Consider the following 20,231-nt stretch of genomic DNA (forward strand, 5'->3'; position numbering starts at 1 on the left):
TATGAAAATGACAAATAAATATTTAGTCCTTATCTTAGGAGGTACAATGATCGCGTCCTGTGCTGATCTTGATACTATCCCCGAAGGCGGAACATTTACAACTGAACAAAAACAGGAAGTTGTTGAAATGATTCCCGAACGCTTGCAAGCCGATGTAACCGGTATGTTTTCAAGTATAGCAGCAGCCTACAAAAATGTGTTCACTTCTGCACGTGATGATGACTTTGGTTATCCGGCAGTATGTCTTTCTCAGGATTTGAACGGACCGGATATGGTGGCAAGCAACTCGGACTATAACTGGTTTAGCACATGTAGCGAGTTTTCTGATCGTAGTGATACATATGCCAACCCTTATATGCGCTGGGCTTTGTTCTACAATCAAATAAAGCAGGCAAATGATATATTGAAATCTATTCCTGCTGACACTGAGAATACAACATTGCTCCGCTACAAAGCACAAGCTAAAGCAGTCCGTGCATTCGACTACTTATGTTTAGTTCCTTATTTCCAATTTAAATATAAAGGGAATGAAGATAAACCAACAGTTCCATTGGTAACCGATGTTATGGAAGGAGACCCTTCCAGCAACCCACGTGCAACTGCAGAGGCTGCCTACAAGTTAATCATGGATGATTTAACGGATGCTATTAATATCTTAAAGAATCTGAACTATACCCGTTCTTCAAAATCAGAAGTGGATTTGAATGTTGCTTACGGTCTTCGTGCACGTGCTAATTTATATATGGAGAATTGGGCTGACGCTGCATCTGATGCGAAAGAAGCTATGAAAGGTTACACTCCTTACAGCCGTGAGGATGTTTCAAAGCCTGCATTTATTGATCACAAAGATCCCAACTGGATATGGGCAGCTATTATAACAGAAACCAATATTGCCCGTCAGCTCACGAGCTGGCCGGGAGCATACAGTTCTTTCTCGGCCAAAGGTTATGCTACCGGACAGGGATGCTATAAAGCTATTAACAACTTGTTGTACAGAAAAATATCACATACTGATGTACGTAAAGGCTGGTGGGTAGACGAAAATCTACACTCAGATAATCTGGCCAGTTTGAACTGGGGAGATGCTATTGGCGATGAAATAGCTACGCTGGCTATTCCGGATGTAAAAGTTCCGTTCATCCCTTATACTAATGTAAAGTTTGCACAATACGGTGGAGTAGGTAATGACAAGAATGCCGGCGACTGGTGTATGATGCGTTATGAAGAGATGTTACTGATTCAGGCAGAGGCTACAGCCATGGCAGGAGACCTGCCCGGAGGTAAAACAATTCTGGAGAATTTTGTAAAGGCTGAGCGTGACCCTAATTATGTATGTACTGCTGCAGATGCAACTGCTTTCCAGAATGAAGTTTGGTTTCAGCGCCGTGTAGAGCTTTGGGGTGAAGGATTCTCTATGGCTGATATCATGCGTTTAGGCAAGAATATTGTACGTGTCAGCAGTGCAGTAACTACAAACTTTCCCAATAACTTTGCATTCAATATGGCATCTAATGACGGTTGGTTGCTGATGCGTATACCACAAGACGAGACTAACAGTAATGCTGGTATTCCTTTGTCTGCGAATAATAATGACGGCCGTCAACCTCAGCCAGGAGAAGGTACCGGATTGAAAGATGGCGTAACAGACTGATAATAATCATCGATTTTTTAATAACGTAGAAGAATATGAAAAAATATATCAAAATAGCAATATTCGGAGTTCTATCTTGGGCTCTTGGTGCTTGCTCTGACAGTGTAGAGAGAGACCCGTCTCCAACGGTAAGTCCGGACTGTGTTGGCGCATATTTCTCTGAAACCAATACTTATAATTATGAACTTGATCCGGCTATAACGTCAATAACCCTGACAGTAGGTCGTGACAAGTCGGATGCAGCAGTTACCGTGCCGGTGAAAGTTATATCTAATTCAGACAATATTTTTGTAATCCCTGAATCTGTTTCTTTTGCTGCCGGTGAATCTGAAACAACGTTGGAAGTAACTTTCCCGAATGCAGAAATGGGAACAGAATACAGCTTTGAAATAACTTTTGATTCTGAATATATTAACCCGTATAAGGGAGCAAGTTTATCCAGAACTGTTATGCAGCGCATCAAATGGGAAAGCATTGGCATGGGAGTTTATGTTGATGGTACCGTTTCAACATTCTTTGGAGTAAGCCCTATGGCAGTAGGACTTGAAATAGAAAAGGCCGATTTGGGTAGTTCAATAAAATACCGTTTCTATAATGCTTATGCACCTGCAGAGTTCTATATTAGTAAAGATCCTGTTATCTATGATGGATATCCTTATAACGAAACTTTCTTAGGGGATCGTTTGTTTGTACTGACATCAACGATTGACGGAGTATCTATGCAAGTTGCAAAAACGGGCTTGGATCTGAATTATGGAGAAATGGTTATCGGAAGTGTTTACGGAAACTTGTCGAATGACATAAAAACCTATCCATTAGGTACAATTACAGACGACGTAATAACATTCCCACTCAATTCTCTTTTCATTCAGGATAATGATGGGGCATCTCCGGCCAGTAAGAATGAAACAAAGCTCTACCTCAGTATTGATGCTTATAAAGCAAGTCTTCAATAACAAAAGAAGCTATATTATAGCTGAGCTTTGATAGAATGAAATCCCCTTGCTCCAAGAAAAAGTAAGGGGATTTTTTATTTAAAAATTGAACGTTGTCAGATATTGCAACCATTTTATTAAAAAATATATTTATGAAACGTAATCTGTTTTGGCTTTTTTTATTTTTCTCCTCTTTTTTGTGGGGAGATAATGTTACAATATCACAGGCAGAACAATTGGCCCGAAATTTCTTTGGAGGCCGGACAACAACTCGTTCTGCAGAAACAGGTCTGGAATATGTATGGAATGGCGAAGATGTACAAACGCGTACCAATACCGCCCCTGCTTTCTATGTTTTTAATCGTACTTCCGAAGGAGGTTTTATTATTATTGCGGGCGACGATGCAGTAACTCCGGTATTGGCGTATAGTTATACCGGAAAGTTTGCAGTAGAAAATATGCCTTCCAGCCTGCGAGACTGGATGGGGTATTATCGTGAACAAATCAATTGGGCCAAAGAGCAAGATATTGCGCCTTCCAAATCAATTACAGCCCTTTGGGATCAGTTGCAGCGGGGAACACTTTCAGATGATACAGAGGGAGAAGTATTGTTATCAACAGCCCTTTGGAATCAGGATGCTCCTTATAATAAGTTGTGTCCTAATATAGATAATGTAGTTGCCCCTACGGGTTGCGTAGCAACAGCTTTAGCTATTACAATGAAATACAATCGCTGGCCCGATCAGGGAAGTGGAGCAACCTGTACATATACTACACGGACTTATCAAAGAACTCTTTCTGTCACTTATGACAAGGTTTATGCCTGGGACGATATGCCCGATGTTTACCTGGAAGGTAGATATACAGCAACGCAAGCCAATGCGGTAGGACGGTTGATGTATCATTGCGGCGTGCTCTCCCAAATGAACTATACTCCACAAGAGAGCGGAGCTTACACCCCGATAGCTGCCCGGGGAATGGTAGACTATATGAAATATGATAAAAGTCTGGCTGTATTAGAACGGGAATGGTATACCAGTGATGAGTGGGATGAAATTTTGAAAAATGAGTTGAATGCCGGACGCCTTGTCATCTATGGAGGTAGTAACGCGAAACAGGAAGGACACCAATTTGTTTTCGATGGATATAGAGCTGATAGATATCATGTCAATTGGGGATGGGGCGGCATGGCTAATGGGTACTATTTATTGTCTACCCTGGAACCCGACCAACAAGGCATCGGAGGAAATACAGGGGGAGGATTCTCCATTGGTCAAAATGCAATCGTTGGTATAAAAAAAGCTGAAACCGGTTCAAGTTACCGTGATATGTTAGCTTTCTTCAAAGGTACTTCAGGGGGAGTTGCTTATTCAGGACTATCTACTACAGAAACAGACTTCCTTCCGGGAACAACTTTTGATGTAACTGCTGCATTCATAGCAAATTATGGTATTCGTAATTTCACAGGAGTAGCAGCTTTAGCACTGGTCGATAAAGCTGGAAATGTGAAGGAATTTATATCTAATGAGTATACATTTTCCAAACTGGAAGCAATGAATAGTAACGGAAGTATATCGGGTTCCGGAATCGGACTTCGTTGTACTATTACTCAAACTCCTGAACCGGGGGATCGAATCTGGTTAATGTATAAGGCCAATGATGTCAATACCTGGGATAAAGTGAAAGGCGGACGAGATGTAACTACTGAAATCATTGTCAGAAAAGAGGCAACTGGATTGAATAGTATAGAACAGGATAACACACCGGATATTATTGTTTTGAATAACAATAATCAAATTACCGTAAAATCTTCTGTGACAATGAAAATACTTACAGTCTATGATATGGAAGGACGTTTGTTGGAAACGATAGAATGTCCTCAACTAAAAGAATTTACTTTCTCCTGCGAGAGTTATACTCCTGGTATTTATATACTAAAGGTTCTTACTACAGAAGGAGTTATCAGTAATAAATTCATAAAGAAATGATACATCATTAAGAAGAATACTTATTGAAGTATTGCAAACCGGTAAATCGGGCATCTACTGCTTTCGTATTTACCGGTTTTTCTCGTAATATTACTCAACATATTTATAGCATAAAAGTAACCTTCCCGATGTATATGGTGGTTTATCTACCTCTTTGACAGTTTATGGATTTGATCTCAACATCAATACAGCTTTTTCCATCGGAGGCTATGTATATGATAGTGGTTATACTTCATTGATGGAGGGGGGACAAGAAGGATCGAACTGGTCAACTGACATTTTTGCAAGATGGACTCCGGAAAACAAACAGGCTACTCTCGTTACCCATTATTGCAGATATCCGATTTATCAACCAAGTTTATTAAAAAAATCAGTCTTTAGAATTGGCATCTGCCCATCATATAACGTATGTTTTAATCCCCAATAATATCCTTTCATATATTCCATAATAGTTTCATTTTTAATATCATATGAATTAATAAAACGAATTCTATCTTTCACCCAAGAATCTACATTAAGGAAAGATAGCCATAATCCGTCTAAATCATAAGATGACACCACGTTACCAGTACCACGATCTATATGATACACTACATAATATACTTTTTCTATCTTAGCATACTCCAATAAATGTTCTATAACTTCATTTATTGCATCTTGATATCCCTTTTCATAATCAGTAAGTGGAACTATTGGCTTTTCAGGAAAAGTATCCTTTGGCAAACAACCCTCGCATGGAAGAATGGGAGTTGGATCCGGATCAAGAGAAGAAAATACTTCTAATCGATTTATAGACTCATCGCAAGAGAAGAAAATAAACAACAAACAGCCACTAATGAAATAAAATAATGTTTTCATAATAATTGATTTTTTAAAATAAGTACTATATCTTAATTAAATGATAATATCATTGAAACGCAGATTATCGCAAATTCACACCTCCAATACAGCAAGCCATCTAATCTGCGATCATTCACGTGGCAATAAAAAGCTACCATAGTATAAATTAAATATGAAGTACTACTTATATAATTATTTTCCCTACATCATTCCCTCTTTCAATATCCCGACTAAAATAGGTCTTAATCCACTGACAAAACACTCCACAGCAATCACCATCAGGATAAGTCCCATTAAACGCATCATTACATTATTACCCGTTTCACCCAAAACCTTAACCAAGCGGGTTGAAGCACGAAGAATAAGAAAAGTAATAAAGTAAATCAATGCAATCATCCCTATCAGAACACTTTTCATTTCGATAGTGTGAGAGTCCTCCATCAGCACAATGGCATTGGCAATAGCACCCGGTCCACACAACATCGGAATAGCTAAAGGGGTAATCGAAATATCATCGGCATAAGTTTTGATCTCTTCGTCTTTCAACTTCATAGGCGTATAGCGTGCCTGCAACATATCAAAACCAATTTTAAAGATAATGACTCCACCAGCAATACGGAATCCATTGGTAGAGATACCAAAAAATTTAAAAAGGAGTTGCCCTGCAAACACAAAAACCATTAGGGTAAGAAAAGATACAATCGTTGCACGTCGCACAATTGCACGCCGCTCTTTATCCGTCATTCCATGTGTCATCGTCAGAAATACAGGCATCGTACCCAAAGGATTTGTCAACGTAAAAAAGGAGGTAAAACACAGTAAAGCAAAAGGCAAAAGAGTTTCCATAACAGTTGTATCTTTATACGTTATTTTTCAACGCAAAAGTACGACTTATCTATAAATACTACAATATTTCCAACAAATCTTTCAGGTCTTGCAGTTGATAAGTAGGCTGGAAAGAAAATTCGGTACGGCCGGAAACATTGTAAAAGGCCTGGTGCATCCCTACCCCATTGGCCCCTACGATATCGGCATCCCAACTATCCCCGATCATCAATGATTCACGCAACTCTGATTGAGTAGCCGAAAGTGCAAAATGAAAGATCTGAGAAGCTGGTTTTAAAAGTCCAATGTCATCTGAAAGAATTACTTTTTTAAAATAAGATTCAATTCCCCCGGAACACATTTTACGATATTGAAGTTCGCGAAAGCCATTGGACAAAATATAGAGATTATAGCGCGAAGCCAGTTTATCAAGCACCTCCTTCGCATGAGGCATCAACCGCCTTTTAGTTGGGATAACGGCAAAAAAGTCATCTGAATATGCTTTCGCTAAAGCAGAATCGCCAGCGCCCACTGCCTCAAGGGGATACAGAAAGCGCTGACGATTGAGTTCCTCTTTTGTGATCTGACCGTTACCATATTCCATCCACAATTCTATATTACGCCGTTGATAAAGCGAATAGAAATGCTCAAAGGAATCAAAGAAAGCATCCAGCTTATACTTATAATACATCTCTTCGAATGTATCATGTGCATTTGCCGAAAATGCCCAAAGTGTATCGTCTAAATCAAAAAAGAGATTTTTATACTTCATTATTTAACCTGGATAACTAAATATCTGGATACACTCCAAAATTCTTTTGGATTTGTAATCTTCAAAGTCAGTTGTCCCTTATCATCTTTTACCAATTCATAAGAACCGGCAGGATGAGTAGTTAATAACTCTGCACGTTTTGAATATAATTTAATTTCTTTAGTGGTACGGATATCAATCTGAGTAAAATAATCCTTATTGAAATCTGCATTTTTCAATACATCACCACTTTGAAGAATTTTCTGAGACTTCAATTCTGACTTCGTACCAAATACAAACCATGCAGCATTGATTGCTTTATCCTGTTCTGCCACAGTCTTAGCTTTTGCTTCATTTTCAGCAGCAAGAGACTCTTTGTCAGCAGCAAGGCCACTAACAGCAGCATCCAATTCCTGAATACGGATATTTTTAGAAGCAAGTTCAGCCTGTAATTCTTCGATACGTTGTTGTTTGGCAACCAGCTCCTGAGTTAAAGACTCAACCGCTTTCTTCAGCTGAGCAGAATTGTTCTTACTGCTCTTCAACATAGCCTGCAATTTAGCAATCTGAGCTTTGTTCTCTTCCATTTGTTTAGTAATAAATTCAATATCAGAAGCAATCTGCTGTTTTGCAGATGATGAATTTTCTGTTATTGTGCCACGCTGCAAGTCTACACGGCTCTCAGCATCGTTTATCTGGCGGAAACCTTCCTGAATTTCATTAAATGTTCCCATCATTTCGTCCAACTCGGCATTACGCTGTGTCAGCTCTATCAATAAAGAATCATTTTCAGCTTTAAGGTCTTTACTACCACCTTTAAAGCCATCACACGAAGCCAACATGGCCGCGCATACAATTAAAACTGCTAACTTTTTCATACGTTTACGTTTTTACGTTTTTTAAATGAAGTTATTTAATCGTCTATTCCTGCAATTACAATTACTATCTCACCACGGGGATCAGTCTCGGTAAAATGCTCGATCAGTTCAGTCAAATTACCACGAACAGTCTCTTCGTGGACTTTAGAAATCTCCCGGGACACACTGCCCTGACGTTCCGGACCAAAATATTCCGCAAACTGTGTCAGTGTTTTCAACAAACGATGGGGAGATTCATAAAACACCATCGTACGGCGTTCCTCTACAAGAGACTTTAGCTTCGTCATACGTCCCTTTTTTGGGGGGAGAAAGCCTTCAAAACAAAACTTCTCGTTAGGCAATCCTGAAGCTACCAATGCCGGAACAAAAGCTGTTGCTCCTGGCAAACATTGTACTTCAATACCATTACGCACACATTCACGTACCACAAGAAACCCCGGATCAGAAATACCAGGCGTACCAGCATCCGAAATCAAAGCCACCGTTTCACCAGCCTTTATTCTATTAACAACGCTCTCTACCGTTTTATGTTCATTAAACTTGTGATGAGATTGCATTGCATTCTTTATTTCAAAATGTTTCAGCAATATTCCGGAAGTACGTGTATCCTCAGCCAGAATGAGGTCAACCTCCTTCAGTATCCGGATAGCCCGAAAGGTCATATCCTCCAGATTTCCTACCGGCGTGGGTACTACGTATAATTTTCCCATATTCATTATCGGATTAATTAAAATACTTTTTGAGAAGTTCCTGAAAATCAATCATAGCCTCATTCTCTTCATCCACATTTATCTTTGATAACAAAAAAGCAATGGCAGCATCCAAAGAACTCATCTCAGAGATCTGCTCTATAACCCGATTCATCTGTTCACTATCACCATTAAATAATTCACGCGAAAAGCGGAAAGAATCATTCAAACTAATAGATCGCCGTAAATCCGTCACCGGTCTGATACGCTCTCCCAATATAGATCCTGCAGAAACAATATTTATTGTCTCCTGCACCTCTATTGGGGCTTGAGACTCTACTACTTGTAAAGCCTCTTTTTCTTCTTCCACCTCTTCGAGAACAGTTTCTTCTACTTCTTTTTCTGTTAGAATGGGTTGAATGATCTCTTCTTCAACAGGCTTCTGTACAGTATCCAGCTCTGTCAACATTTGATCCAACCTATCACGCATTTGCAGAACATTCCGCTTCAGCACTTCGCGTAAGGTCCCATTAGGCTCACGTTCGAAAGCCTCCATCAGGTACTTTAGCTCCTGGATATCCAATTCTATGTTGGTCAATAGTGCTTGCATACTCTTCTTGTTTACCTTTTTGTAGATGCCGCAAATGTAGAAATAAATAATGAAAAAACATCAGAAAGCGAACAAAAGTGTTATTTTTGCAACCAAATATAACACACTAAATCATGGTATTATTTTCAGAAGATCACATACAGGAAACCAGAAGAAGAGGAAGAATAGAAGTTATTTGCGGCTCTATGTTTTCGGGAAAAACAGAGGAGTTAATACGTCGTCTCAAACGTGCTAAGTTTGCTCGCCAACGTGTAGAAATTTTCAAACCTTCTATTGATGTGCGTTATTCCGAAGCCGATGTCGTTTCACATGACAGTAACGCAATCTCCTCTACTCCTATTGATTCGTCAGCCAGTATATTATTATTCACATCTGAGATTGATGTAGTAGGTATAGATGAAGCACAGTTTTTCGACAGCAGTCTGATCGATGTATGTAATCAACTGGCAAATAATGGGATAAGAGTAATCATTGCCGGGCTGGATATGGATTTTAAGGGCAATCCTTTTGGGCCAATGCCCGGACTGTGTGCCATAGCCGATGAAGTTTCAAAAGTACACGCCATTTGCGTTAAGTGCGGCCAATTGGCTTCCTTTTCACATCGAACTGTAAAAAACGACAAGCAAGTAATGTTGGGAGAAACAGCCGAGTATGAGCCCTTGTGCCGCGAGTGCTATTTGCGTGCTTTAGAAGAAGATAAAGAAAAAGGATAAAAGATCAATAAATATGGAAAGGAAGAAAATAACATTCGACAGCTTTATACGTGGTTCAATCTGTTGTATTCTTATTGTTGGAGTATTAATGCTGGTCGAAAGGCTGAGCGGAGTATTGTTACCTTTCTTTTTGGCATGGCTCATTGCCTATATGATTTATCCGCTGGTTAAACTCTTCCAATACAGGTTACGTTTAAAAAGCCGGGTACTTTCTATCTTTTGTGCGTTATTCTCCATTACAGTAGTTGGAGTTACCGCTTTTTACTTTCTGGTACCTCCACTGTTAGAAGAATTTGGAAAGGTGAAGGATCTTTTGGTTATTTACTTCACCCACGGTATAGCCGACAATTCAAATGTACCGAAAAGCCTTGCTGATTTTATTCAGGAAAATATAGATATGAATGCCTTGAGCCGTATTCTCAGCGAAGAAAACATAGTTAATGCTGTAAAAAGTACAGTGCCTAAGCTTTGGATGTTATTATCTGAATCTATAAACTTCTTATTCAGCATTCTGGCGTCTTTTATAATCTTATTATATGTAGTATTTATCCTATTGGATTACGAGTCAATTGCCGAAGGCTGGATACACTTGTTACCTGCCAAATATCGTACTTTCACTACTAATCTGATTAAAGATGTTCAGAATGGCATGAATACTTATTTCCGTGGACAGGCTCTCGTCGCTCTCTGTGTAGGTATATTATTCAGTATCGGTTTTCTCATTATAGATTTTCCAATGGCTATCGGATTAGGGTTATTTATTGGTGCATTAAATATGGTGCCTTATCTTCAGATTATTGGTTTCCTGCCTACTATTATGTTAGCTATTCTTAAAGCGGCTGACACCGGACAGAATTTCTGGATCATCATTGCCTCAGCCTCAGCTGTCTTTATTGTTGTTCAAATTATCCAGGATACATTGATTGTCCCCAAAATTATGGGAAAAATAACCGGATTAAATCCAGCTATTATTTTACTCTCACTTTCTATTTGGGGATCATTGATGGGAATGTTAGGTATGATTATAGCACTCCCATTAACAACATTGATGCTCTCCTATTATCAACGTTTCATTATTAACAGAGAAAGGATAAGTGATTCAAACCTGGAATACACTGAGGATCAGCAACGTGGAGGAAAAGATAAAAAATAGTACAAACTTTTTTATAGCTTTTACTTGCAAATATAAAAAAAGTCACTACCTTTGCACCCGCAATCAGGAAATAACTGATTTGCAATAAGGATTGATTCGCTAGCTCAGCAGGTAGAGCACAACACTTTTAATGTTGGGGTCCTGGGTTCGAGCCCCAGGCGGATCACTGAAAACAGAAGAAGAATCAAGCAAATCCCTGATAATCAGACATTATCAGGGATTTCTTTTTTCTGGCAGGTAGCAGAAAATAGCCGTTTCAAGCATATTATCGGTGGATAAATCGTGGGACTAAAATTTAATTGAACAATCTCCAGACTGTATGCAACTGCGAACATAATTCATACATAAAGTATTTACGGTATCTGAAACCAATAATCTACCCTACAGAACAAATATATCACAATAGAAAGAACCTATTCCAACAGGCAAAACAAAGATTTAACAAACTATTCAACTACAAACGAGAACTAAACCAAATCTTTTGAATACTACAATGCCATGAAGAACGGAAGTGTCTCCAATCAACTCAACATCCAGGAACGGCAAATTTCCGACGCAAGAAGAAAAACAGATATACAGGAGTTAATTAGACTGTTTCACAAATAATTGTTACTTTTGCGGATGGTGGTGTTATGTTATTCTTACTGTATATTGCATATCTTAGATAACTTATTGCACCAGTCTCGAAATTATGTATATTTTTCAACATGAGCATAAATACAGAAGTTAAAAGAAAATTATGGGCCTCCTCAGGAGGATACTGTGGCAAACCAGATTGTCATGCAGACCTATTCCCATTTTTTGAAAGTGGAGAAATAACAAATATAGAAGAGCTTGCACATATTATAGGACAAAGAAAAAATGGACCAAGAGGCAAATATAATTTACCAATAAGCCAACGGGATGAATTTGAAAATATAATACTCTTATGTCCAACTTGCCACACAACTATTGACAAAAAACCACAGTTATTCCCTAGCGATACTATAAAACAATGGAAAAAGAACCATATGGAAAGTATTAAAAATCTTTTCCATGCACCCAAATTTGATTCACGAGAAGAAGCAGCAAAATACCTAAGACTATTATTCGCAGAGAATAAGGCAATATTTGACAGGTATGGCCCTCACTCTGAAAATGCGAAAACGAAGCAGATGGAAACCGAATTAATGTGGGAAAAGCTATCGATACAAAAGTTATTACCAAATAATAGAAAAATAGAGTCAACAGTTGAACAGAATCAAGAACTTTTAAGCGATAATGAATTCAGCTTATTTATAGAATTTAAATTGCATAGAGCAGGTTTTGAGTACAATAAAATTTCCGGAGATGTAAACTCTACAGTTCCGACCTTTCCAATTGACTTTGAAAATATATTTCAATGAGAGAAAAAAACATAGAAAAAGTCGCTCCATCAAGTAAAACCTTTTTTAAGAATGGTATGAATGGGCATTCAGCAGTAAGATGTATTACTGATTTAGGAAACAACATGTATCTAATAAGCAGAACCGACAATAAACCAGATATTAAGGTTTTAGTAGCTGATATCTACATTGCAGGCGAAGCTGATATACTTGAAATCAGTTCTAATTTGCATGATATAGATTGTATTGTCCTAATTGGATTTTATAATCGGTATTCAAATGAAGCCAAAGAATTGGCCAAATCAATGAATGTAGGTTTATTTAACTATAGAGAGTTCTTTGGAGCTATCCATTATAGCGGCAATGCTTTTATTGATTATATACGAAAGGAAAGATGATTAAATTAAGTATCCCCCCTCAAAAACACTTTGACCACTACCTTTTTGGATCGGTTTTATACTCAGAGAATCCGTCTGATATTGATATTGCAATAATCTATGACAAAAAATTTATTAGCCCACAAGACGCTATTCAATATCGGCACAAATTGATTGAAAATCTGTCTAAGTCTACACCGCTAGAAATTGACACAATCCTTCTTTCAAAAGAAGAAGAAATTGAAGTTGAATTTCTATCAAATGCTAAACATCAAAAGATTTAAAACTACCTATAACACGCGGTTTGTCGGCAATCTCGGGCAGAATATTACATAAAGTATGTATGGGGCAATAGGGTATGCTTTCTGAGATTCCCGAATTACCCAATACCGAATTTCGTGGAAGTAATATTGTTTGGTTAAGAGATGGTTCTGTAAGTGGCTCTCTTGATTTCTTTTCATTAGCAGGAACAGAGGCCTTTTAAAACCTGATGAAATGCAGTATGTTTGAGTGAGAACTCTCTCTGTCGTTTACAAGTTCTGTTATACTCCGTATCCTAATCAAACAAGATACAGAGTATAGTAGTAGAAGTGTAATCACTAAAAAAGACTAAAAAAGGTACTTCGGAATTTGGTCGTCACAGAAACAATGCCCAACTTTGCACCGCAAAACAAGAATAAACATATAATTCCTCATCGGAGGGCATTATGTACAACTATAGTGCCGGATAAGATGAATGGTAGAAAAATCATTCATTTTATCCGGCACTTTCTTTATCAAAGAACGAGCCAGAGTGGAAATTAAATATTGAAAAGATATGGAAATAGTAAATAAAAAAAAGACAAAGCTAGCAAAACCAGATTTTGTATTTATCAAAATAGTGGTCGTGGAAACACTAAATCCTGCTCCATACCACTTTATGTATAACCATCTAAATATATAGAATTATGAATATCTTGTACTCAACGGTATATCTGATCTGCTATGTGATATCCTTACTTCCCTTCTGGGCCTTATATCGGATATCCGACATTTTTTACGTTCTACTCTACCATCTTCTTAAATACAAGAGAAAAATCGTTCGTAACAATCTTTGTATATCTTTTCCTCATAAGGATAAGCACGAAATTCTTACTATAGAAAAAGAGTTCTATGCCTTTCTATGCGATCAGTTTGTTGAGACTATCAAGCTATGCTCCATTTCAGAGAAAAGAATAAGTAAACGTATGCTCTTTGAAGGACTCCCTGAAATGGTAAATGAACTGAAAAATGAAAACAAGAATTTCGCTTTTCTCTATATGGGTCATTATGGCAACTGGGAATGGTTATCACTACTTGCAACCCAAGTTCATAAACAAAACTCACAGATATTCAACGGATATATCTATTATCCATTGAAAAACAAGGTGTTTGATAAGATACTCCTAAAACTACGGAGTCGGTTGGGTGGGAAAAATATCACAATAAAAGAAACTATCCACCGAATCATTGAATTAAAAGAAAATTCCCGAAAAGCAATAATTGCTTTTGTATCCGATCAGGCGCCACTATGGAGTGGAAAGTACCATTGGAGTAACTTCTTCCAGTGGGAAACCCCGGTAGTTACCGGTGCCGAACAAATGGGAAAACATGTGGACGCACTCATCTTTTATGCAGAGATGGAGCGCATCAAAAGGGGATATTACCGATGCAAAATCAGTCGTATGATAGACGACATACAGCAATATGCTGACTATGAAGTAACCGACTTATTTATGAGCAAACTGGAACAATCCATACATAAAGCTCCATCATACTGGTTGTGGACACATGACAGATGGATACGTACCCGGGAAGAAATTATGGTCTGGTACAAAAGAATTATACATAAAAAAGAAAACGTTCGATGAAAAAGTTAAATCTGACACAAGGTAACGTACCTAAAGTACTATTACAATTTGCAGTACCTTTTCTAATAGCAAATATATTACAGGCACTCTATGGAGGGGCCGATCTCTTTGTTGTGGGCCAATATGATAATTCGGCAAGTGTAGCAGCCGTAGCTATCGGCAGTCAGGTAATGCAGACCATTACGGGAATTATCCTCGGCATTACAACAGGCACTACTGTACTGATCGCTATAGCAACCGGCTCAAAAGACAACCGGCAGGTAGCTTCCACAATCGGGTCATCTGTGTGGTTATTCTCAATTATAGGAATTGTACTAACCCTGGTAATGACACTTTACCACAGTCAGATAACCGAATGGATGCATACTCCACCCGAAGCGATGTCTGATACGAAAAGTTATATTCTGGTCTGCTCAACCGGCATTCTGTTTATTGTGGGATACAACGTTGTATGTGGTATCCTACGTGGTTTAGGCGATTCAAAAACTCCACTTTATTTCGTAGCATTGGCGTGTGTTATCAATATTGTTCTCGACTTTATATTAGTCGGATATTTCCATCTTGGAGCTACTGGAGCAGCCATTGCCACCGTAACGGCACAAGGAGTCAGTTTTACCACTGCACTTTGGTTCCTTTACCGAAGAGGGTTTCATTTTGAGTTTACACGACGCGATATCCGTCTAAACAGAAGTTTATCGAAGAGAGCTCTGACGCTAGGGGCTCCCATTGCATTGCAGGATGCCCTCATCAATATCTCATTCCTATTAATTACTGTTATCGTAAATCAAATGGGTGTTATTGCATCTGCATCTCTGGGTGTTGTCGAAAAAATCATCGTATTCGCAATGTTACCTCCAATGGCCATATCATCTGCAGTGGCAACGATGACAGCACAAAATTATGGTGCCGGACTTGTACAGAGAATGAATCAATGTCTTCTCTCCGGGATAGGGTTCGCTCTTATCTTCGGAGTTACAGTTTGCCTATATTCGCAATTCCTGCCAGAAACACTTACGGTATTTTTCACCAAAGACCCTATGGTAGTAGCAATGGCTGCTGAGTATCTGAAGGGATATAGTATCGACTGCGTCATCGTTAGTTTCGTGTTCTGTATCAATTCTTACTTCAGCGGACAAGGAAACTCAATATTCCCTATGATTCATAGTTTGATAGCCACTTTTCTGTTTCGTATCCCACTCTCATACTGGTTCAGTCAAATAGATAGTTCCTCATTATATATTATGGGATTTGCACCACCTATATCAACAGTTGTGTCTTTACTGATATGCATCTGGTATTTGAGATATACGAAAAACAGACGTTTGAAAGAAGGTATAATAACAACCATTTAACCAACTTTATTAACAGCTTATCCAAGTTATTCACAACCTAACTCATTATTATTGTTCATAAAGTATGAATAACAGATAAAAGAATCGGATAATCAACAAATTACCCTGTTAATAACTTTGTTTAAATACCTATTTTCTCCCTGTAATAATCCGTGAGAATAGCACATATGAGACCGATGAATCAACCCATTTACCTGGTGATACATTACCCCCGATGAACTGAACTTTCTTCATTGCTGGTATGTTATAACAATATAAACATTAAAAACATTGCGGTTATGGAAAAATATCTAATTCACAGTAACGAGCTACACCTGATTGATAAAGCAAAAATCCATCAGGCTGTAGAAAAGATGGTAGAGTCTCTCGACATGGCAGCAGGGTCAACTTCTTGTTTCGACTTGTACAAAGTAGTGGAAACCTATTTTACAGACCTGGATAAACGGAAAAAGATGAACCATCTCCTGGGTATCACAGATACAGCCGAAGAGATAGAAGAAGAATTTGGAGTATGCTAACTTAATAAAAAATATCAGTACATATAAAGAAAAAGAGTCTTTAAAAAACTTTATACACTCAATAAAAAACAGCGTCACGAAGATTGCCATAATCTTCGTGACGTTGTTTTTTCATATCCTATATCATCCGTTTTTATTACTCGATGAGCGTAAACTTCTTTTTAAGACGGATATCTTCCGAGCTGGCTCCCACGCGTACTTCAAATGTACCCGGTTCAACTGTCCACTCCATATTCCGGTCAAGTAATTCCAAATCCGCGGGTTTCAGGGTGAAATGCATACGTTTCGTTTCATTGGGTTGCAATAAAACACGTTGGAAACCACGCAAACGCGAATCATAGGTCACTACACTACTAACCAAATCACGTACATAAAGCTGCGCCACTTCCTCTCCTGCATATTTCCCTGTGTTGGTAACATCAAAAGAGACCTGTACTTCACCCTGTGTCCCTTTGGCAGGAGCTGTCACTTCAAGATTACTGTAAGCAAAAGTTGTATAGCTAAGTCCATAACCGAAAGGATACAAAGCCCCCAGTACCCGTGTACTTCCGCTACCATTGGGACCAGATGAAGGTTGAGTACCATGCGATCCTTTCTTAAACGGAAAGTTTAATTCAATCTGTCCCACTGATTTCGGAAAAGTAACGGTCAGTTTACCTCCCGGATTATAATCACCAAACAGCGTTTCTGCAATAATCTTCCCACCCTGGAAACTCGGGAACCAGGTCTCAAGGATAGCCGGTAAATTCTGATTTTCCCAATTGATAGTAAGTGGCTGACCATTGACAAGCACCAGTACTATCGGTTTTCCTGTGGCATGTAGTGCTTGCAGAAGTTCACGTTGACGTCCGGGTAGCTCAAGTGAAGTACGAGAGCGGCTCTCTCCTACACGGTATTCGTCTTCACCCATCACGGCAATGATCACATCGGCAGACTGTGCTTCCGCAACAGCCTTATCCATATCTGCCACTTCCTCTGCTGTAAGCACTGCTGGCAACACTTCACTTGCAGGCCATTCCTTATCTATTATATTACAACCTTTTGAGTAGACAACTTCCGCATCTCCTTTCAAATAGTCTTTGATACCCTGAAGTACAGTAATAGTTGACAAACCGTTCGGACCATAGCGGCTAATCATAAAGTTATCTTCATCTGCCAGCGGTCCGGTAACCAATACTTTCTTTATCTTTTTCTTATTTAACGGTAACAGTTGTCCGTCGTTTTTAAGCAGGACCAAAGACTGACGTTGCATCTCCCTTACAAAGTCCAAATGCTTATCTGCACCTGCCATTTCATCTGCCTCTTTCGGATTATCCCGGTAAGGAGCATCAAATAATCCCAGACGAAACTTCACTGCCAACACTTCACTCACACGTTTGTCAATCGTCGCCATTGATATCTTGTTTTCTGCCAGCAAACGACGAATTGGCAAGATGAAATCAGCCGGAGGTGTAAAATGAGTGCGCACATTCAATCCCGCTTCCAACACCTGTCGTACAGCTTCGTCATAATCTTCGGCTACCTGATGTTTGGTATGAACAAATTCCACTGCCTGACTATCGCTCACCACGTATCCGTCAAAGCCATATTCTTCACGTAATAACTTTGTCAGGAAATAGTAACTTGAAGTCACCGGCTCCCCATTCCAATCATTATAACTACTCATCACCCCCATCGGATGCGATTGTTGTATCACATGTTTAAAAGGATACAGATAAATTTCGTGCAACTCACGGGGAGTTACATGAGGGTCGGTCCGGCAGTTTCCATCCCTACCACCTTTAGGACTACTGTATACAGCAAAGTGTTTCAGAGTAGCTGCCACTCCTTGTGACTGAATGCCATCTACCATTTGCACGCCCAGTTCGCCAATAAGATAAGGATCTTCTCCATAACATTCCAGTGTACGCCCCCATCTCGGATCACGCACCACATCAAGAATAGGCGCATATACATTGGTATATCCTAATACGCGAGCTTCTTTACCCACAATTTCTCCCGCTTCACGTACCAGTTCTGCATTCCAGGTACTTCCAATTGCTATCGGAGCCGGAAGCGGTGTTGCTTTTGTATGATTAAGTCCATGAATACCCTCATTAGAGAAATCAACAGGAATACCCAGACGCGTCTCTTCAATAAACCAACGTTGGGTTTCATTGATAGCCTTTACATGATTGGAGAAAGGAACAATAAGATGGGGTACCCGTTTGGCACCTCTTCCTACTCCGTTGAGTTGCTCATCGATATTAGCAATACCATCTTTCCAGATAGCTTCTTTCCAGGCAGGAGTAGGCAAAGAGTCTTTCAGAACGCGCCCAAAGCCATAAAGTGTAGCAAGCTGACAACTTTTCTCTTCTACCGTCATCTGTGAAAGTAAATCCTTTACTCGTTTTTCAACAGGTTGCGAAGGGTCTTCAAAGATATCTTTCACACCATTCTTATTAAAATCAATCCACCCTTTTTTATAGATTGATTTGGAGGACGACTGTGCAGAAACAACTGAAACACACTGCCCAGCCCAAGCAATGCATACTAAAAGAAGTAATTTTTTCATATATCATTATATAAGAGTTTGACCGCCTGCAAGGCGGATAGGCTGCAAATATAATAATTAATTCCAATTCACCTATAATCAAGATATTACATTTTGTGTGCGCCCACACATGTTATAAAGCAACAAACGGTGAACAAACTGCGTTATCCACAGATATTCACCGTTCATGGTTTTATCGTTCACTATCTTTAGTTTCCCTGATGTACAGTAAGTTGCGGGAATGGAAAATTGATGCCCTTTTCGTTGAAGGTGTTATAAATAGCCTTATTGATATCAAAGTAAACGCCCCAATAATCAGAGGTTTTCACCCATACACGGATCACAATATTGACACTGCTTGCATCCAGTGCATGAAGAGCAATAAAAGGCTCCGGAGTATCCAATATACGATTGTCGGCAGCCAGTACTTCACGTACCACACGGTCTACTTTATCATAATCTTCACCATAATCCACACCAACGACCCATTCCACACGGCGGGTTTCCTGTGTATTATAATTCGTCACTACACCACTGCTCAACGCACCATTCGGTACGTAAACCAATTTATTATCTCCCGTAGTCAGAATGGTATGAAATATCTGTATTTCTCTGACAGTCCCCGAGAAGTTCTGACTCTCAATCCAGTCACCCACCTTATAGGGTTTAAATAACAAAATCACCAGTCCCCCTGCAAAGTTCTGAAGATTACCGGATAATGCCATACCGATAGCCACACCGGCAGAGGCCAGTAACGCTGCAAATGAGGTAGTTTCTACACCCAATGCACCAACAACTGAAATAATCAGAAGTATCGTCAACAGAATATTTACAAGACTCTTGACAAATGTCTTGATACTTACATCTACATGCCGCTTGTCCATCATCCGGGCAGCCAATTTGTTCAGCATCGATACAAGGAAGCGTCCTACGATAAAAACAAGCACCGCTTTCAGGATACTTCCGCCGGCACGCACACCGGCATCTATGAGCTGTTGAGTAATAAGAGATATTTTATCTAGACCGTCAGCATTAGCAATAGCCTGGTCCAGATTATTGGCGGCAACCTGCAGAGAATCGGTTACAGCCTGAGTAATTTGTAATAATAGCATAATTAGTTTCTTATTTTGAGTAAATAATCCAGGTTTGTAATTTCAATCATAAC

General features: G+C 39.1%; 20 protein-coding genes and 1 tRNA gene. 13 read left to right on the top strand and 8 right to left on the bottom strand.

Features of this window, described 5'->3' with window-relative positions:
* Position 1: 1 nt before the first annotated feature.
* The 3 genes from VCM39_RS18785 (at position 2) to VCM39_RS18795 (ending at position 4,574) form a co-directional block, all read left to right on the top strand.
* Entirely contained in the window at positions 2-1,651 is a 1,650-nt protein-coding gene (locus VCM39_RS18785) for a RagB/SusD family nutrient uptake outer membrane protein (protein ID WP_322933671.1), read from the top strand.
* 35 nt (positions 1,652-1,686) lie between these two features.
* A complete protein-coding gene (locus VCM39_RS18790) occupies positions 1,687-2,607 on the top strand; it encodes a hypothetical protein (RefSeq protein ID WP_321029042.1) in 921 nt (306 codons plus the stop codon).
* A 131-nt stretch (positions 2,608-2,738) separates the two neighbouring features.
* Positions 2,739-4,574 (top strand): thiol protease/hemagglutinin PrtT, encoded by a 1,836-nt coding sequence (locus tag VCM39_RS18795; protein WP_322933670.1) that lies wholly within the window; start codon positions 2,739-2,741, stop codon positions 4,572-4,574.
* A 348-nt stretch (positions 4,575-4,922) separates the two neighbouring features.
* On the opposite strand, the gene VCM39_RS18800 is transcribed toward VCM39_RS18795, so the two are convergent.
* The 6 genes from VCM39_RS18800 to VCM39_RS18825 form a co-directional block, all read right to left on the bottom strand.
* Positions 4,923-5,432, bottom strand: a complete 510-nt coding sequence (locus VCM39_RS18800) for a hypothetical protein (protein ID WP_322933669.1) — start codon at positions 5,430-5,432, stop codon at positions 4,923-4,925.
* 183 nt (positions 5,433-5,615) lie between these two features.
* Positions 5,616-6,260: a MarC family protein gene (locus VCM39_RS18805; RefSeq protein ID WP_002559196.1), complete on the bottom strand. Its 645-nt coding sequence runs from the start codon at positions 6,258-6,260 to the stop codon at positions 5,616-5,618.
* A gap of 58 nt (positions 6,261-6,318) precedes the next feature.
* Positions 6,319-7,011, bottom strand: a complete 693-nt coding sequence (locus tag VCM39_RS18810) for a YjjG family noncanonical pyrimidine nucleotidase (protein ID WP_321029039.1) — start codon at positions 7,009-7,011, stop codon at positions 6,319-6,321.
* The gene (locus VCM39_RS18815; RefSeq protein WP_007483952.1) at positions 7,011-7,868 is read right to left on the bottom strand and encodes a hypothetical protein; all 858 of its coding nucleotides are present in this window, start codon (positions 7,866-7,868) and stop codon (positions 7,011-7,013) included. Before VCM39_RS18815 ends, VCM39_RS18810 begins: the two co-directional genes overlap by 1 nt.
* Before the next feature lie 35 nt (positions 7,869-7,903).
* Positions 7,904-8,578 carry a 16S rRNA (cytidine(1402)-2'-O)-methyltransferase gene (gene rsmI, locus VCM39_RS18820; RefSeq protein ID WP_322933668.1) on the bottom strand — a complete coding sequence of 225 codons (675 nt, stop codon included), beginning with the start codon at positions 8,576-8,578 and terminating at the stop codon, positions 7,904-7,906.
* A gap of 13 nt (positions 8,579-8,591) precedes the next feature.
* Entirely contained in the window at positions 8,592-9,167 is a 576-nt protein-coding gene (locus tag VCM39_RS18825; RefSeq protein WP_322933667.1) for a hypothetical protein, read from the bottom strand.
* Between the two features lie 113 nt (positions 9,168-9,280).
* Between VCM39_RS18825 and VCM39_RS18830 the strand changes: the two genes are divergently transcribed.
* The 10 genes from VCM39_RS18830 (at position 9,281) to VCM39_RS18875 (ending at position 16,533) form a co-directional block, all read left to right on the top strand.
* Entirely contained in the window at positions 9,281-9,880 is a 600-nt protein-coding gene (locus tag VCM39_RS18830; protein WP_002559191.1) for a thymidine kinase, read from the top strand.
* Positions 9,881-9,893: 13 nt separating this feature from the next.
* Positions 9,894-11,033 carry an AI-2E family transporter gene (locus tag VCM39_RS18835; RefSeq protein WP_321029036.1) on the top strand — a complete coding sequence of 380 codons (1,140 nt, stop codon included), beginning with the start codon at positions 9,894-9,896 and terminating at the stop codon, positions 11,031-11,033.
* Positions 11,034-11,126: 93 nt separating this feature from the next.
* Positions 11,127-11,199: transfer RNA gene (locus VCM39_RS18840), tRNA-Lys, on the top strand.
* A 541-nt stretch (positions 11,200-11,740) separates the two neighbouring features.
* On the top strand, positions 11,741-12,418 hold the full coding sequence (locus VCM39_RS18845) for a hypothetical protein (protein ID WP_322933666.1): 678 nt from the start codon (positions 11,741-11,743) through the stop codon (positions 12,416-12,418).
* Complete coding sequence (locus tag VCM39_RS18850) at positions 12,415-12,795, top strand: hypothetical protein (RefSeq protein ID WP_322933665.1); 381 nt, start codon at positions 12,415-12,417, stop codon at positions 12,793-12,795. Before VCM39_RS18845 ends, VCM39_RS18850 begins: the two co-directional genes overlap by 4 nt.
* Positions 12,792-13,058, top strand: a complete 267-nt coding sequence (locus VCM39_RS18855) for a nucleotidyltransferase domain-containing protein (protein WP_289292611.1) — start codon at positions 12,792-12,794, stop codon at positions 13,056-13,058. Before VCM39_RS18850 ends, VCM39_RS18855 begins: the two co-directional genes overlap by 4 nt.
* A gap of 74 nt (positions 13,059-13,132) precedes the next feature.
* Positions 13,133-13,258, top strand: coding sequence for a hypothetical protein (locus VCM39_RS18860; protein ID WP_289292610.1), 126 nt, complete (start codon positions 13,133-13,135; stop codon positions 13,256-13,258).
* 463 nt (positions 13,259-13,721) lie between these two features.
* Positions 13,722-14,663 (top strand): lysophospholipid acyltransferase family protein, encoded by a 942-nt coding sequence (locus VCM39_RS18865; protein ID WP_289292609.1) that lies wholly within the window; start codon positions 13,722-13,724, stop codon positions 14,661-14,663.
* Positions 14,660-16,015, top strand: coding sequence for an MATE family efflux transporter (locus tag VCM39_RS18870; protein ID WP_289292608.1), 1,356 nt, complete (start codon positions 14,660-14,662; stop codon positions 16,013-16,015). Before VCM39_RS18865 ends, VCM39_RS18870 begins: the two co-directional genes overlap by 4 nt.
* A gap of 278 nt (positions 16,016-16,293) precedes the next feature.
* Positions 16,294-16,533 carry a hypothetical protein gene (locus tag VCM39_RS18875; protein WP_002559183.1) on the top strand — a complete coding sequence of 80 codons (240 nt, stop codon included), beginning with the start codon at positions 16,294-16,296 and terminating at the stop codon, positions 16,531-16,533.
* Positions 16,534-16,669: 136 nt separating this feature from the next.
* On the opposite strand, the gene VCM39_RS18880 is transcribed toward VCM39_RS18875, so the two are convergent.
* Positions 16,670-19,087 carry a glycoside hydrolase family 3 N-terminal domain-containing protein gene (locus tag VCM39_RS18880; RefSeq protein WP_322933664.1) on the bottom strand — a complete coding sequence of 806 codons (2,418 nt, stop codon included), beginning with the start codon at positions 19,085-19,087 and terminating at the stop codon, positions 16,670-16,672.
* Between the two features lie 188 nt (positions 19,088-19,275).
* A complete protein-coding gene (locus tag VCM39_RS18885) occupies positions 19,276-20,178 on the bottom strand; it encodes a mechanosensitive ion channel family protein (protein WP_322933663.1) in 903 nt (300 codons plus the stop codon).
* Positions 20,179-20,231 lie beyond the last annotated feature (53 nt).

It is taken from the genome of Bacteroides mucinivorans (assembly GCF_034654355.2).
Classification (GTDB): Bacteria; Bacteroidota; Bacteroidia; order Bacteroidales; family Bacteroidaceae; genus Bacteroides; species Bacteroides nordii.

Coding starts and splice junctions, on each gene's coding strand:
- VCM39_RS18785 (WP_322933671.1), top strand. CDS start 2: ATGAAAATGACAAATAAATATTTAGTCCTTATCTTAGGAGGTACAATG.
- VCM39_RS18790 (WP_321029042.1), top strand. CDS start 1,687: ATGAAAAAATATATCAAAATAGCAATATTCGGAGTTCTATCTTGGGCT.
- VCM39_RS18795 (WP_322933670.1), top strand. CDS start 2,739: ATGAAACGTAATCTGTTTTGGCTTTTTTTATTTTTCTCCTCTTTTTTG.
- VCM39_RS18800 (WP_322933669.1), bottom strand. CDS start 5,432: ATGAAAACATTATTTTATTTCATTAGTGGCTGTTTGTTGTTTATTTTC.
- VCM39_RS18805 (WP_002559196.1), bottom strand. CDS start 6,260: ATGGAAACTCTTTTGCCTTTTGCTTTACTGTGTTTTACCTCCTTTTTT.
- VCM39_RS18810 (WP_321029039.1), bottom strand. CDS start 7,011: ATGAAGTATAAAAATCTCTTTTTTGATTTAGACGATACACTTTGGGCA.
- VCM39_RS18815 (WP_007483952.1), bottom strand. CDS start 7,868: ATGAAAAAGTTAGCAGTTTTAATTGTATGCGCGGCCATGTTGGCTTCG.
- rsmI (WP_322933668.1), bottom strand. CDS start 8,578: ATGGGAAAATTATACGTAGTACCCACGCCGGTAGGAAATCTGGAGGAT.
- VCM39_RS18825 (WP_322933667.1), bottom strand. CDS start 9,167: ATGCAAGCACTATTGACCAACATAGAATTGGATATCCAGGAGCTAAAG.
- VCM39_RS18830 (WP_002559191.1), top strand. CDS start 9,281: ATGGTATTATTTTCAGAAGATCACATACAGGAAACCAGAAGAAGAGGA.
- VCM39_RS18835 (WP_321029036.1), top strand. CDS start 9,894: ATGGAAAGGAAGAAAATAACATTCGACAGCTTTATACGTGGTTCAATC.
- VCM39_RS18845 (WP_322933666.1), top strand. CDS start 11,741: ATGAGCATAAATACAGAAGTTAAAAGAAAATTATGGGCCTCCTCAGGA.
- VCM39_RS18850 (WP_322933665.1), top strand. CDS start 12,415: ATGAGAGAAAAAAACATAGAAAAAGTCGCTCCATCAAGTAAAACCTTT.
- VCM39_RS18855 (WP_289292611.1), top strand. CDS start 12,792: ATGATTAAATTAAGTATCCCCCCTCAAAAACACTTTGACCACTACCTT.
- VCM39_RS18860 (WP_289292610.1), top strand. CDS start 13,133: ATGCTTTCTGAGATTCCCGAATTACCCAATACCGAATTTCGTGGAAGT.
- VCM39_RS18865 (WP_289292609.1), top strand. CDS start 13,722: ATGAATATCTTGTACTCAACGGTATATCTGATCTGCTATGTGATATCC.
- VCM39_RS18870 (WP_289292608.1), top strand. CDS start 14,660: ATGAAAAAGTTAAATCTGACACAAGGTAACGTACCTAAAGTACTATTA.
- VCM39_RS18875 (WP_002559183.1), top strand. CDS start 16,294: ATGGAAAAATATCTAATTCACAGTAACGAGCTACACCTGATTGATAAA.
- VCM39_RS18880 (WP_322933664.1), bottom strand. CDS start 19,087: ATGAAAAAATTACTTCTTTTAGTATGCATTGCTTGGGCTGGGCAGTGT.
- VCM39_RS18885 (WP_322933663.1), bottom strand. CDS start 20,178: ATGCTATTATTACAAATTACTCAGGCTGTAACCGATTCTCTGCAGGTT.